Raw genomic sequence first — 14,202 nt, 5'->3', positions numbered from 1 at the left:
ATTGGTGACAGTGCATAAAATTCTTACCGGAGTTGAGTGCACTGTCACCGTAATCCGGAGATAGCTCCGGCGGTCCAACACTTCCGCGCACCATTGGCGTGTGAATTACAAGCGGCCCCTTTTAGCAAGCGTAGCCCGGATGAGCGCAGCGACATCCGGGGGATGGTCCATCCCCGCATATCGCTGCGCTCATGCGGGCTACTCGCTGAGATGATCTTGAAGCAATTGCAACTTCGTCCATAGCTGGCGGCGGAGAGTTCGTCCGAACACTCTCCTAGCTAGGTTCTCCGATCAAATAGGACACAAACTCTTCAGTGAAATTGTACCGCGGTACGGAGTTAAACGCGATGTCGTATATCGCCCCCGCATGCTCCATGATCGTCATCATCGAGAGCAAATAGTCGTGATCTTCATGGAAATAGTAGAAGAGCGGCGTTGAGCCGCGATTATAAGTCACCTTCTTCGATAGCACGATGAATTGCCTAACCAAGGGCTGCTCTTTCAAATCCTTGCGCATCTCAGCGAGGAGTTTTGGGGCCTGTTTTTCCAAATTGCAAAAGGATGCGGCCCTGCGGACTGTAAAGCCGCGCGCCTCAAGCGCGGCCATATGCTCCGCCGTCTCCTTCCATTCATGAAGAACGGCCGAGGTGTAGGTAATTTCATCATCATCGATTAGCTTTGCGTGTGTCTGACAAAGCCAGATGCCGTTGGTGATGCTGCTTCGCACCTCAGGGGTGAGCGTATCGTCGTAGCGCGCTCCTCCCGGCGAGGCCGCTGATATGTGAGCCGCCACGCCGACATTGGTGACGCCGTCGCCGCCATCTGGTCCTGAGGTTGGCAATCTGCAATCTGGACAAGAGCATTTCATGCCTGCCCTTTTCGCCAATCTATCGATAACGGACCTGCTGAAGTCATCTCTAGCCAAGCTGTCACCCCGATTTCTATTTTGAGTTTGGCTCGCGAAAGCGCCATACGTCCGGGAGGTTTGAACTCTCGTATCCTTGCTATCCACAGGGGATCGCGTTCGCTCCTGCCTACCTCCTTGATATTTCGTAGGCTACGTCGTAGCCTACGAAATGAGAGGGAGTAATAGATCATGGCAAGACCCAGCATCCGTGCCGTGCCTATGACGGCGGCCGAACGTCAACAGTTGGAACGTGAGCGTAACAGACGGGCGCGGCAAGCTGTGCTTGGCTTGCAAAGCTTTTTGCTGAATGCGGTTGACTGGGAGCAGAAGCGAATGCTCTCGCAGCAAGAAATTCTAGGTTCGTTGTACATGCTGACTAGATGGGCTGTTGAAGGTCCGGCATTCGTTAGCGAGACCCGTTTGACATTATCGCCCGACCGGCGTGCCTTCACTGCCAACGCGTTCGATCGGTTCAATATCGATTTGCCGTTTTGTCGTTCGTGTGGGGACGATTTGGTAGACGACGCATCGGGCGGATGGCAGCGGTGCAAGTGCACGCGGCGCACGAGAGCCGCTTCGTCGGGCGGCCGACTAACGGAGTAGGAAAGATGGCTGTAGGACCAGTACAAGCATTCGTGTTGGACAATGAGCACGACGCATATGACTACCTCACCGCCCCGGCGAGTTAAGGGACGCGTGCTCAATTACGGCGCCGCTGCTTAGGCCCTGATTGCGCCTCACGCAGCGCACCCTTCTGCGAAAGCCAATCACTTCATCTCATCCAGCAGCTTCCGCGCTTCACCCAACAGCGCCTGAATCTGCCTTCGCTCGGCGATCACATCCCTGGTAAACAGGCCGTGCTTGCGCGCGTTCTGGTTGGCCTTTGGCGCGCCGGATCCCTGTGCACCGCCGTGCATGCGGCAGCGCTTCCTGCCGTGCACGGCCGGCGAGCGACACGCGCCGCGGGAACGGGTTTTGGCGCCACAACGCGGGCTCGCCAGCATCGGGCCGGTAGTTCTGATGTGATCGCTCACGCCTGTGCTTCCCGCCTGGCATCAGCGGAAGCGGTCCCTCGCTTGGAGCCTGCGGCCTTCCGCGCCTTCCGCGCTGCGGATGCCGGGCTCTTGTCCGAAACGATCACGCTGGCATGCTGCGTGACGTTGCCGACAATGGCCTTGCCGCCGTCGCCGACCGACACGTTCTGCACGGTGATGGCAGGCTCGCCATGGCTCCGGTAGCGGTTGAGCGCCTCGATCTGGGCGGGAAACGTGCGGGCGAGCCTGCCCAATGCGCGCGCGGCGCTGTCGTGCCGGGCGAGGTCTTCCGCATTCGCGAGGTGATGGGCACATCGCATCGCCATCACATGAACGGAAACCATCTGCGCCACCAGCATGGCCTCGACAGAATCCCGGGGGCGAATGCTCTTCACCATCGAAATCATGAAAGAGACGTTGACCTCGTCGGGACTCCCGCCGCTCACGCTGGCCCTGACCAATTGCCGGAGGATGCCATCCATCGATTCGCGATCGGGTGCCCCCAGCGCGTTCGCCATGAGCTGTTCGCCGATTTCAGGGTCTGGATGATCGATCGAGAATCCGTGCGACAGGAGCTTTATCCGCGGGATTGCGGCGGCTTTGGTCTGGTCGGTCGCGGCAATCGCCGTTGGCATAGCAAGGTCTGGAGCGGTGTTCATGTCGATACTCCCTGGCAGGCGCGCGGCAAGCGCGCGGTTCGACCACGCGGAGGTGATCGTTCGCCTCGGCGATCTGGTGCAATTTCAATTGTGGGTGAGGATCTGAGCCGCAATCGTACCGACGCGCCCGCTATTGCGGGGCGACGTAGATTTATAAGATTGCGGGATGATGAAGGAATGCCGCTGATTTGCCCGACGTGTCAAACTGTTTTCGAATGCCGGCGGCCGCCTGCTACTTTGCATGGGGTTGTTTTCGATATTTTGGAAGCGCGTGTGTCGAGGCGCCATTCGTTGGCGAACACGCTCTGCTCATTCCCGCTCCATCAATTCGGCGATCGCCTTGATGCGGCTTCTGGCGTATTTCGGCAGGCCGGCGCTCAGCGAATCGCCGCTGTTGAAGGAGCTGTTGCCCATGAGCAGTTGCGCGGGCACGAGGTTTCGCAGAATGGGTGTTTTGCTGTATTCCCTTTGCTTGTTCAGCACGTCGTTCCTGACCGCAATCACGATGTAGACCGTCGCGATGGCGGCTTCCCGCTCGGTCGGATGCTGTTGCAGAACCGCAAGCAGCTTGCCGAACTGGATGACCTGGTTGACCCAAAAGATGTTCTGCTCGAGCCCGCCGGTGACTGTGGAGTCGAGCCCTGTCAGGCTCGGCAGCTCGGCAAGGTGCGGCTGCGTGACCAACATGATCTCACTCTGGAACTCAATGAAATCCGGAATGGGCTTTTTGCTCTCCTCGCGCAGCTTGTTGGCAAGCTGAATGCCCGCCGGAATTTTCCCTTCGAACATGTAGCGGGACTGCACGCAGATCGCCTTCGCGTCCTCGCACCATTGGCGATTCGGCTGACGGTTGTGCGCGGCGCCCGCGTCCTTGTTGGGAACAGCATCGCCCGCCGTGATCGGCCGGTGCTTGACTGCCGGATCGATCTGCTCGAGGAACGCGACATTCGCATACCGCGACAGATCCAATGCCGCTGCCGGTCTTGGAAGTCGAAACCGCGCCTCCGCCTGGTAGACCGAGAGCTTCAGCTTGGTTTGTTGGTTGAGCGTGGGCTCAACGAAGCTCGGGAACAGCGAGAGGAAGCGCCGCTGAACCGGACGTGAGCGGGCCCAATCGTCGAACGGAATGAGCCCGGTCGAGGAATCGGCGAGCTTGTCGTTGCGTTGGTCGGCGAAGATGACCGTGCGCGGTTTGATCTGTGCGATCGGAACGCTGGCGACTGCGGGCACATCCTCCAGCTGGAATTCCTGCGCGGCCACGCCCGTGCAAGTGGCCACGCAGGCGGCGATGAGGACAGCGGCACGGTGGAGTCTCATGGCGCCAATCTCAATTCAGCCGCCGCCAGAAATAATCGGGATCGACTCGGAGCGGCGGTCGCGGGCGGTCCTCGTCATCGGGATATCCGCGCCAGGAGGGATATTCGCGCGGACCAAGACGCCAGTTCGGGAATGGAAAGGGCGGCCGGTTATCGCCGTAAAGGCGGTTATCGTTGAACCACTGCTGGAATGGCCCGTCGCCTTCGTCATGACCGCCACGATAGGCGTAGCGTTCTGCACGCGAGACGATCCGAAATTGCGTATCATCGATTCTGCCCGCCGGGTCCCTCTTGAGGTACTCGGTGAAAGCGCGCCCGGAGCCGGCCGGTGCAGGATCGCCGGTATGGGGATCGATCGACAGAGCAACGAGTTGACGCATGGCTTCGCGCGAAGGGCCGTTCAACGCCGTCTTGGGAGCATGCAGCTCCCAGGCTGCTTGCACGATCGGCTCGAACATCGGCAGCGCCACTTTCCCTCCGGTCTGGCCGCGCCCAAGGTTGCGGCGCCCGCCGTCGCCATTGTCGTAGCCGACCCAGATGGCGATGGTGACGTCATTTGTGAAACCGACGAACCAGGCATCGGCCGAATTATCAGTGGTACCAGTCTTGCCGCCGGCATAGGGCGAGAGATGCTTCACCACGCGCGCGGTTCCGCGCGCGAGCACGCCCTGCAGCATTGATTTCAACTGGTAAAACGATGCGCGGTCGGCGAAGCCGATCCAGGACACCGCATGCGGATCGTGCCGGTAGATTGGGCGGCCGTCCTGTTCGATCGTTTCGATCGCATGGGGCTGGGGTCGTGCGCCTTCGTTGGCGATCGCTGCATAGAACGCCGCAAGGTCGATGAGCCGCACAGTTTGGGCACCGAGCACGAATGGGTAGTAGCGCATGCACTCCTTGTAGAGCTGCGCTTCCATCGCGATCTCGCAGACCCGGTCGAGGCCTCGCTCGGCGCTGTCGTCGAGACCGGTCGCGAGCAGTTGCGCGGTGGCGAGATTCCGGGAGTTTTCCAGCGCACGCCGCAGTGTAATGGCGCCCGAAGCGCCGCCCTCGTAGTTCTTCGGCGACCAGAAACCGCGCTGGCGCGCGTGGACCGTCGCCCCGATCGGTGCCAGCGTAATAGGTTCGTCCATCACCAGCGTGTTAGGCTGCAATCCCTTCCGAAGAGCGGCGAGGTAGGTCAGCGGCTTCAAGGTGGAGCCGGGTTGCCGCAGGCTCTGGACGACGCGGTTGAGCTGGCTTGCCGGATACGAAAAGCCGCCCGCCATCGCGAGAATGCGGCCGGTTTCGTTCTCGAGTACGAGCGCCGCTCCCTGCACGGTCGGTCGAATGCGCAGATCGGCACGCGCCGCTTGCTTACCATTGGCTTTGCGCACCTGCACGTAGACCACGTCGTACGGCTTGAGACTGCGCCGGATCGCAGTGCTCCAGGTGTTCAGCGGCAGGATGCTTCCGTCGGTCAGACCGACGTTGATCGCATGGCCGCTCTTGCCACGCGTATTCTCCAGGACGACCGCCGATTCCCAGTGAACGTCATAGAGAGGTAGCCGCGTCGTCTTCAACGCCACGAGCCAGGCCGGCTCCGTGGCCCTCGGGTCAGCCGCTTTGAGACGGACAGCATCGGAAATGTTCGCCTCGGGTCCCTCAAATTTGTAACGATTGGTATTCAGCTCGTACCGCGCGAGGCCCTCCTGCAATGTCGCTTCGACGACGCGCTGCAAGGCCGAATTGACGGTCGAGCGCACCGTGTAGGAGGAACTGGTGAGAGTATCGAGGCCCGCGACCACCTTTGCCTCGCGGCCGATGTGATCGACGAAGTGAAAGCCGAAGTCCCGTCGCGTCGGCCGGTACTCGACGAGCTGCGGCAATACTGCTAGCGCCGCGGCGGCGTCGATCATGGCGTCGTCCTGCATGCGGCCCAGCACGTAGGCAAGGCGCTCGCGCGCGCGTTCAGGGTGGTGGTCGGGATTGAAGTAGTTAGGTCCCTTGGCGAGCCCGGCGAGCAGTGCGCCCTCGACTGCGGAGAGCGCCTTGGCTGGTTTGCCGAAATAGCTGCGCGCCGCCATCTCGATGCCCCAGGCTCCGCGACCGAGATAAATCGAGTTGAGATAGAGCTCGAGGATTTCCGCCTTGGTCAGGGCGCGCTCCATCCGCGAGGCAACGATCATTTCGCGCAGTTTTCTTTCGTAAGTGATGTCGTTGCCCACCAGTAGGTTCTTGGCGACCTGCTGCGTAATGGTCGAGCCGCCCTGCGGCCGGCCCGGCTGCGCGAAGTTGCCGATGAAGGCGCGGACCAATCCGCGCTCGTCAATGCCGGCGTGTTGGAAGAAGCGCTTGTCCTCGGCGGCGATGAATGCGTTGCGCACCGCTTCCGGGATATCCGCAAGCTTGACCCAGATGCGGCGATTGTTCGGCGCGTAAATCTCGGCAACGCGCTCGCTCTTGTTGTCGAGGACTACGCTGGTGCCAGGAAGCCTGAGCTGCTTGAGCTGCACGGCGTCGGGCAGATCCTTGACCGCGCTGTTGTAGAAAGCGATGACCTGACCAAGATCGACCGGAGATTCTTCCACTTTTTCGACCTTGCAGAACTGCCTGTAGGCCATCTGGAGGTCGGCCAGATTCAAGCCTTTGAGCGCCTTGATCTCGCTGCTCAACGCCTCCTTGTCATCCATGGCAGTGGCAATCAGATCGTCCAGGTTGATGTCCTCGATATCGAAAGCCTTGCGCATGTGGGCGCAGCCGGCACCCAAAAGCTGCGCCACCTCAGAGCGGTCGCGCACCGCATCGAACTCCGTCTTGACCCCATCCGGCCGGGTAGTGACCTGGCTGAAGGCAAGCGCCGTGGCGAAGATCTTGATGAGAATCGAGTCCATGACCTGCCGCCGGTCGAAAGCCGCCTCCGTAAGGTCCCGCTTTTTCTAGAACACTAAACAAGGCTGTACTGAGGAAAAAGTTCCCTAGCCCCGGAACCAACGCTGCGGCCAGTGCGTTTTAGAGCACCACATTGGCAGCGCACTCATGAATGCCCCTCTTCCAATCGTGCTCGCCGCGGCGCTCCTCAGCGCCGCCATCGCCACGATGCCTGCGGATGCTGCTTCTCGAAAAAAGAACACCCGGGCTCTTGCCGCGGTCCCCCCTGCAGCTGGCGTCGCTCAGCCGCCCACGGACAGATTTTTGGCCTGCGACGTCCGGGTGCGAGACTATCTCCGCGAAGGCGGAGCCGCGATACGGGTCACCAAGATCGAAGTGGATGATGCCCGACTGCAGTTGAACATTCATCATGAGTACGGAGAGGCGGGAAAGTCGTCTCGAAAGCATCTGCGCGGGGACAGCGAAGAAGAAATGCGCAAAAATCTGCGCGGAATATTGGATGAGTTCGCGGCGGCTGCGAAGGCCGCAGCAGCTGGTCGCGCTTGGTATGTGATCGCTGCTCGCAAGGTCATGCCGGACCTACGCGACGGTTCGGGCGAGAACACGAGTCCGTGGACGGCCATTGTCCTCGCGGATTTCGAGGGAAAATGCAGACCCATCACGTTCTATCAGTCTGTCGATCGGAACAAGCTCAATCCCGAACTGAGCAAGAAATTGGAGGAGTGAAGTTTTGCGCTTGAAGTGATTTGCAGTCGTGGCGACGGCGCCTGGACGCCATGAGGCGCGGTGGCCGCTCCGCCCCGGAGCAGGCCGAGCTTTCGCCATATGCTCCATCGGTAGGAAGGTCGACCGCGGTGCACCAAGCAGCGGTAAATCCGCCGGCGCGACGCCCGCAAAGCGTGCCACGCAGCAAGCGGCCTGCCGGCGCTTCCTGCGGCCACAAAGCAAGATGACAACTTGACGCTACAGTGGCAGACTTGGTTTCAAGGGCCCGGCACGGCAGCAAACAAGAAAATAAGAACGAAGCGAACGCGCCAAGGCCACGTCGTCAAAGGGAGGAGAGGACTCATGAAACGCTTGTTTCTGGGATTAATCACCGCTGCCCTGATGGCATCGGTGTTTGTCGGATCCACCACTGCAGTCATAGCGCAGACGAAGACGCTGAAGATGCAGGCCACGTGGCCGGCGTCGCTCACGCTCTATGATAACTTCACCTACTTCGCCGAACGGGTGAACAAGCTATCGGCCGGCACGCTGAAGATCGAGGCAATGCCCGCCGGCCAGGTCGTGCCGGCCTTCGAGGTGCTGGACGCGACCCACAAGAAGGTGCTCGACGGAGCGCATGCGTGGGCCGGCTACTGGACCGGCAAGAACAAGACCGCGATTCTGTTCACCGGCGGTCCCGGCGGCACCTTCGGCATGGACTACATGGACGTGATGGGCTGGTTCTATCACGGCGGCGGCCTCGATCTTTACAACGAGTTCTATCAGAAGGAGCTCAAGCTCAACGTCGTCGTATTCCCCATCCTGCCTGCAGGGCCGCAGGCTTTCGGCTGGTTCAAGAAGCCGATCCAGACGGTGGAGGACATGAAGGGCATGAAATGCCGCCAGACCGGCATGGCCGGCGAAGTCTGGCAGGCGCTCGGCTTCACGGTGGTTAACATGCCGGGCGGCGAGATCATTCCCTCCGCGCAGCGCGGCGTGATCGATTGCGCGGAGTGGGTCGGCGGCATCGAGGACATGCAGCTCGGCTTCCACAACGTCTGGAAGTACCACTATTCGCCCGGCCTGCATGAGAACGTGACGGTCGGCGAAATCGTGATCAACGGCGATGTGTGGAAGGAGCTCAGCGCTCAGCACCAGGAGATCATCAAGTCGGCGGCCAACGAGACATTCCTCGTCTGGTGGACCAAGTGGCAGCGCCAGAACGCCGATGCGCTGATTGAGATGCAGCAGAAGCACGGCGTACAGATCCTGCGCACGCCGACCGAGATCCTGCTGACCTTCATCAAGAAGTGGGACGAGATCGCGGCGGCCGAAGGCGCCAAGAACCCGTTCTTCAAGAAGGTGCACGACTCGCAGAAGACTTATGCCAGCGCTGTGGTGCCGTACAAGCGGTCCTATTTCCCGCCATACTCCTTCATGGCGAACTACTACTTCCCGGTCGAGAAATAGGGCTTCGTCCGAGGGCGGCCGGTTAGGCCGCCCTCCGTTCGCGCGCGGGCGGCCTGCGTCGCGCCGCACGAACGGTCGGCGGTAGGGTGTGGGATGGCTGAGATAACAGACAGGCAGTCGCCAGCGCTGCTGGCCATAATCCGGATCATCGACGGCTTCACGGATCGCACCGGCACGATCATCTCGTGGCTGTCGGTGCCGCTTGTTCTGGGCGTCGCCTACGAGGTTGGAGCGCGCTACCTGTTCAACGCTCCGACCATATGGGCCTACGACGCAACCTATATGCTCTACGGCTCGCTGTTCATGCTCGGCGCTGCTTACGCGCTGCACAAGGGCGCTCACATCCGCACCGACTTCTTCTGGGAGAAGTTCTCCATCCGCAGGAAGGGCTTGATCGACACGATTTCCTATATCGTCTTCTTCTTCCCGAGCCTGATCATGCTGTTGCTGATCAGCTGGAACGAGTTTCACTACGCCTGGCAGATCAACGAGATGTCGGACCAGACACCGTGGCGACCGGTGCTGTGGCCGTTCAAGTTCGTCGTGCCGCTCGCCTGCCTGTTGCTGCTGATCCAGGGCGTGTCCGAGTTGATCAAGAGCATCTACATGCTTCGCACCGGCGTCGAGCTCGAGCACAAGGAGAAGGTCGAGATATGACCGCAGAAGCGCTCATCGGCCTCATCATGCTCCTGGTGCTGCTCGGAGCGATTTTCATCGGCGTGCCGATCTCGTTCACGCTGCTGTTTCTCGCCTTTGCGTTCGGCTACGTGGGCATGGGTGCGACGGTCTTCGATCTCGCCTACTTCCAGACCATCGGCCTGATGAAGGAGGAACTGCTGGCCGCCGTGCCGCTGTTCATCTTCATGGGCTTCATCACCGAGCAGGCGGGGCTCATGGAGCGCCTTTTCACGGCGTTCCGCATGCTGCTTGCGCCGGTGCGCGGCGCACTCTTCCTCGTCGTCATCCTGACCTCGACCGTGTTCGCGATGGCGACGGGCATCGTCGGCGCAGCCGTCACCGTTCTTGGCATCATGGCCTCGCCGATCATGACGAAGGCGGGTTATGACGCCAAGCTTTCAGCGGGCACCATCACTGCGGGCGGCACGCTCGGCATTCTGATTCCCCCGTCGGTAATGCTGATCGTGATGGGGCCGGTGCTCGGGGTGTCGGTCGCCGATCTCTATGCTGCAGCCTTCGGGCCGGGCTTCCTGCTGGCCGGCATGTACATCGCCTATCTGATGGGCCGCGCCTTCCTGAACCCCAAACTCGGGCCGCCGGTACCAATGGACGAGCGGATCTACTCGGCGGGGTACATTGCGCGCGAGGTAATCATCGGCACGCTGCCGCTGCTCGGGCTCATCACGGCGACGCTCGGCTCGATCATCGGCGGTTTTGCGACGCCGACGGAGGCCGCCGGCATCGGCAGCGTCGGCGCACTGATCCTGGCCATCGCATATCGCAGGTTTTCGCTCAGCGGACTGCAACGGGCGCTGATCTCGACGATGGCGACGTCGAGCATGGTCCTGCTACTGGCGGTCACGTCGAACATTTTCGGTGCGGTGTTCGCCCGCCTTGGCTCGGCGAACTGGATCACCGAGACGATGCTCGGCCTCCAGTTGCCGCCCAGCCTGATGTTGATTGTCGTGCTGTTGCTCATTTTCCTGCTGGGTTGGCCGTTTGAGTGGCCAGCCATCATCCTGGTGTTCCTGCCGATCTTCTACCCGGTCGTGAAGGGCATGGGCATCGACCTCGTATGGTTCGCAGCATTGGTTGCGGTGGTGCTGCAGACCGCCTTCCTGTCGCCGCCGGTCGCCATGTCAGCGTACTATCTCAAGCAGGTGGTCAAGGGCTGGAGTCTCGCGACGATTTACGCCGGCATGTTCCAGTTCATGATCCTGCAGGTGATCTGCGTTGGGCTGATGATTGCCTTCCCCGGCATTGCGACCTGGTTCCCGCACACGCTGAACGAGGCATCACGCAGTCAGGTGATTCCCGAGGAGTACAAGAAAATCCTGGAACAGCAGAAGCGGGCACCGGGCCTGGAAGACGAAGACTGGCTGACACCAAAAAAGAAGTAGCCTGGCGTCGGCCCGATGGAGTCAGCCCTTGGCGCAGATTGTTTGCCTAGGGAGCGCCAAGTCGCCCGGACACCCATGCCAAATGCACCCAGGTTCCGCGACATCATACGATGCTGCTGCTCCGGTTTTCCGGAGCATCTGGTTGCTCGATAACTGACTGATAGCCAGCCGTTGCACCTGCCGAGTTTGCCGCTTTGCGCGTTCTCTGCTTTTCGCCTTCTCAATTTGCTGCAGTGCGCTGTTCCGGGGGGCCGGCGACGCAGCTTCGCGCATCCGCGTCCCCCCTTTTGCCGCGCAATCCCGACCACGAATCAAGCGGCAGGCGTCCCTCATTTCCGCTATTCTCGGGTCATGACGATCGGGATTACCGGACCCGAACGGAAGGCACCAAGGCAAAGCGCCGTGGTCGGGTCCATCATTGCGGCCGTCTTCGCCGGAATTTGCCTGATCCTGCTCTGGCTCACGAGCGACTTCCTAGTTGATTGGCTGTGGTTTTCCGCGATCGGTTATCCGCAGGTTTTTTGGACGACAATCGGCGCCAAAGCCGTCGTTCTTTTTGCAGTCTGGACCGGGACTGCGATCGTCCTGTGGTTGAACGGATGGCTCGCCGTGCGTTTTGCCCGACGGCAGCCGCCGCAATCTGTCGCGGCGTTCGTGTGGAATCTTACGGGCAATGTGCCACCGCCCGACCTGTTGGCGGGCGTGCGCGATCGGCTGCGATGGTCCCGGGTTGTCGCGGGCGGTGCAGGTTTACTCGCACTGCTGGTTGCCGCGGCAGAAGTCGGCAATTGGGGCGCCATCCTGCAGTTTTTCTATCACGTTCCCTACGGCGCCGACGATCCGCTCTTCAACAAGGACATCAGTTTCTATCTCTTCGTGCTGCCGGCCTATATCCTCGTAAAGAACTGGATGCTGCTCACACTCGTTCTGAGCGCGCTGTTCGCCGCAGCGATCTACTGGGTGCATGGCGACATCGAATACGACATTCATCGTCGATCGATTTCGCCGACAGCAATCGCGCACGGTTCGGCGCTGCTCGCTCTCCTCTTCGTCGTGAAGGCCTGGTCGTACGTTCTCGATCGTTATCTGCTGCTCTATGGCGACAACGGCGTCGTCGTCGGCGCCAGTTACACCGATGTGCATGTCGGGCTACCGGGCCTGTGGCTGATGATCGGGCTGTCGATCATTGCGGCGTTTGCTGCGTTGGCAAACCTCCGGGTGAGGACCTACCGGCTTCCTGCCGCCGCGGTCATGCTTGTCGTGATCGGCTCTTTGGTGCTGTCCGGCGTGGCTCCCGTGCTGTTCCGGCAGTTCTTCGTCAAGCCAAGCGAGCTGGAGCTGGAGAAGCCCTACATCGAACGCAACATCGCGCTCACCCGGCAGGCATACAATCTCGATCAGATCGCAGCCAAGCCGTTTGCTGCCGAACAGAAGCTTACCTTCAAGACGCTCGACGCCAACAAGGCGACAATCGATAATATCAGGCTGTGGGATTGGCTGCCCTTGTCGGACACCTACGCGCAGCTGCAGGAGATCCGCACCTACTACAAATTCCATCATCTTGACGTCGATCGCTACTGGCTCGATGGCTCCTACCAAAGCGTAATGATCTCGGCCCGCGAACTGCGGCCCTCGTTGCTGCCGCCGAATGCCCAGACCTGGGTCAACCGCCACGTGCTGTTTACTCACGGCACCGGCGCGGTGATGAGCCCGGTCACTCGCAAGAGCGCCGAAGGGCTGCCATTCTTTTATCTGCGCGACATACCTCCTGTTGCGGACGGAGGCCCCCAGATCCGCGAACCGCGCATCTACTACGGCGAAGAGCACGACAGCTACGTCATCGTCAAAGGGAGCACACCTGAGTTCGACTATCCGAAGGGAAAGGACAATGTCTACGCGGCCTATGACGGCACGGGCGGCGTCCCGATCGGAGCGATGGTGTGGAGAGGCCTGTTTGCTTATTACTTCAACGACCCGAACCTGGTGCTCTCAAGCTACATCACCGCCGACAGCCGGATCATGATCCGCCGCAATATCCAGGAAAGGGTACGGACGATCGCTCCGTTCCTCAGGCTCGATCACGATCCCTATCTGGTCATCAGCGATGGGCGGATGTTCTGGATGCAGGATGCCTATACGGTGAGTTCCTATTTCCCCTATGCACAGCCGGCGCAAGGGTTGGATCTCAACTACATTCGCAATTCAGTGAAGGTTATCGTCGACGCCTATAACGGAACCGTCGACTTTTATCTGATGGACACCGGCGACCCGGTCGCCGCAACCTTCCAGCGCATCTTTCCGGGCTTGTTCAAGCCGTTCGCGGCCATGCCGGCGGACCTGCAGAAGCACATTCGCTATCCGGAGGACCTGTTCCTGATTCAGGCACGGCTGTATCAGACCTACCACATGGAGGCGGCCGACGTTTTCTATAACCGCGAGGATCTCTGGCAGTTTCCGCGCCAGCCGGGCGGCGGCGGCACCGCAATGATGGCGCCTTACTACATCATCATGCGACTGCCCGGCGAGCCGCAGGCCGAGTTCTTCCTGATGCTCCCGATGGTGCCCAGCCGCCGCGACAACATGATCGCGTGGCTCGCCGCGCGCTGTGACGCGCCCGACTACGGCAAGCTGATCGTCTACGAGTTTCCCAAGGAGAAGCTCGTCTATGGACCATTCCAGATCGAAGCACGGATCAATCAGAGTACCGAGATATCGCAACAAATCACGCTGTGGAACCAGATGGGCTCGCGGGTGATCCGCGGTGCGAACTTGCTTGTGATCCCGATCGAGAACTCGATCCTTTATGTAACGCCGCTCTATCTGCGAGCGGAGCACGGACACCTGCCGGAGCTGAAACGCGTGATCGCAGCCTACGGTGAACATGTGGTGATGAAGGAGACGCTAGCCGAGGCCTTGTCAGCGCTGTTCATAGAGCCCGGAGCCGCGCCGGCGGCTTCAGGCACGACACAGGAGAAGCCCGTCACAGGCCCGGCGGCAAATCAGGCACGGGAGGCGCTTGATCGCTACAATCAAGCCGTGGAGCGATTGAAGTCCGGAGATTGGAAAGGCTTCGGCACGCAGTTCGACGCAATGCGCGAGCTCCTGGAGGAAATGGACCGACGCTCCACCGGCCACTAGGCCCCGAACTTTCAGTCCAGCGCT

General features: G+C 60.6%; 10 protein-coding genes. 5 read left to right on the top strand and 5 right to left on the bottom strand.

The genetic code is table 11. From position 1 onward, the window contains the following. Positions 1 to 274 precede the first annotated feature (274 nt). From V1279_RS27985 to V1279_RS27965, 5 genes are all read right to left on the bottom strand, one after another. Positions 275 to 841 (bottom strand): hypothetical protein, encoded by a 567-nt coding sequence (locus V1279_RS27985; protein WP_334442557.1) that lies wholly within the window; start codon positions 839 to 841, stop codon positions 275 to 277. An 833-nt stretch (positions 842 to 1,674) separates the two neighbouring features. Then, on the bottom strand, positions 1,675 to 1,941 hold the full coding sequence (locus V1279_RS27980) for an HGGxSTG domain-containing protein (protein ID WP_334442555.1): 267 nt from the start codon (positions 1,939 to 1,941) through the stop codon (positions 1,675 to 1,677). Further along, the gene (locus V1279_RS27975; RefSeq protein ID WP_334442552.1) at positions 1,938 to 2,600 is read right to left on the bottom strand and encodes a hypothetical protein; all 663 of its coding nucleotides are present in this window, start codon (positions 2,598 to 2,600) and stop codon (positions 1,938 to 1,940) included. The genes V1279_RS27980 and V1279_RS27975 overlap by 4 nt, the downstream gene beginning before the upstream one ends. 309 nt (positions 2,601 to 2,909) lie before the next feature. Next, positions 2,910 to 3,860, bottom strand: a complete 951-nt coding sequence (locus V1279_RS27970) for a hypothetical protein (RefSeq protein ID WP_334442549.1) — start codon at positions 3,858 to 3,860, stop codon at positions 2,910 to 2,912. 67 nt (positions 3,861 to 3,927) lie between these two features. Further along, a complete protein-coding gene (locus V1279_RS27965; RefSeq protein WP_334442545.1) occupies positions 3,928 to 6,789 on the bottom strand; it encodes a penicillin-binding protein 1A in 2,862 nt (953 codons plus the stop codon). A gap of 145 nt (positions 6,790 to 6,934) precedes the next feature. On the opposite strand from V1279_RS27965, the gene V1279_RS27960 reads away from it, so the two are divergent. The 5 genes from V1279_RS27960 to V1279_RS27940 all read left to right on the top strand — a co-directional run bounded on the left by V1279_RS27960 (position 6,935) and on the right by V1279_RS27940 (position 14,178). After that, on the top strand, positions 6,935 to 7,513 hold the full coding sequence (locus V1279_RS27960; protein WP_334442542.1) for a hypothetical protein: 579 nt from the start codon (positions 6,935 to 6,937) through the stop codon (positions 7,511 to 7,513). Positions 7,514 to 7,855: 342 nt separating this feature from the next. Beyond that, a complete protein-coding gene (locus V1279_RS27955; protein WP_334442539.1) occupies positions 7,856 to 8,962 on the top strand; it encodes a TRAP transporter substrate-binding protein in 1,107 nt (368 codons plus the stop codon). Positions 8,963 to 9,055: 93 nt separating this feature from the next. Next, positions 9,056 to 9,619: a TRAP transporter small permease subunit gene (locus V1279_RS27950; RefSeq protein ID WP_334442536.1), complete on the top strand. Its 564-nt coding sequence runs from the start codon at positions 9,056 to 9,058 to the stop codon at positions 9,617 to 9,619. Continuing rightward, the gene (locus V1279_RS27945) at positions 9,616 to 11,040 is read left to right on the top strand and encodes a TRAP transporter large permease (RefSeq protein WP_334442532.1); all 1,425 of its coding nucleotides are present in this window, start codon (positions 9,616 to 9,618) and stop codon (positions 11,038 to 11,040) included. Before V1279_RS27950 ends, V1279_RS27945 begins: the two co-directional genes overlap by 4 nt. 351 nt (positions 11,041 to 11,391) lie before the next feature. After that, on the top strand, positions 11,392 to 14,178 hold the full coding sequence (locus V1279_RS27940; protein WP_334442529.1) for a UPF0182 family membrane protein: 2,787 nt from the start codon (positions 11,392 to 11,394) through the stop codon (positions 14,176 to 14,178). Positions 14,179 to 14,202 lie beyond the last annotated feature (24 nt).

It is taken from the genome of Bradyrhizobium sp. AZCC 1610, from assembly GCF_036924515.1.
GTDB lineage: Bacteria > Pseudomonadota > Alphaproteobacteria > Rhizobiales > Xanthobacteraceae > Bradyrhizobium.
This window is presented reverse-complemented; position numbering and strand designations above follow the sequence as displayed.

Coding starts and splice junctions, on each gene's coding strand:
- V1279_RS27945 (WP_334442532.1), top strand. CDS start 9,616: ATGACCGCAGAAGCGCTCATCGGCCTCATCATGCTCCTGGTGCTGCTC.
- V1279_RS27940 (WP_334442529.1), top strand. CDS start 11,392: ATGACGATCGGGATTACCGGACCCGAACGGAAGGCACCAAGGCAAAGC.
- V1279_RS27955 (WP_334442539.1), top strand. CDS start 7,856: ATGAAACGCTTGTTTCTGGGATTAATCACCGCTGCCCTGATGGCATCG.
- V1279_RS27960 (WP_334442542.1), top strand. CDS start 6,935: ATGAATGCCCCTCTTCCAATCGTGCTCGCCGCGGCGCTCCTCAGCGCC.
- V1279_RS27965 (WP_334442545.1), bottom strand. CDS start 6,789: ATGGACTCGATTCTCATCAAGATCTTCGCCACGGCGCTTGCCTTCAGC.
- V1279_RS27950 (WP_334442536.1), top strand. CDS start 9,056: ATGGCTGAGATAACAGACAGGCAGTCGCCAGCGCTGCTGGCCATAATC.
- V1279_RS27975 (WP_334442552.1), bottom strand. CDS start 2,600: ATGAACACCGCTCCAGACCTTGCTATGCCAACGGCGATTGCCGCGACC.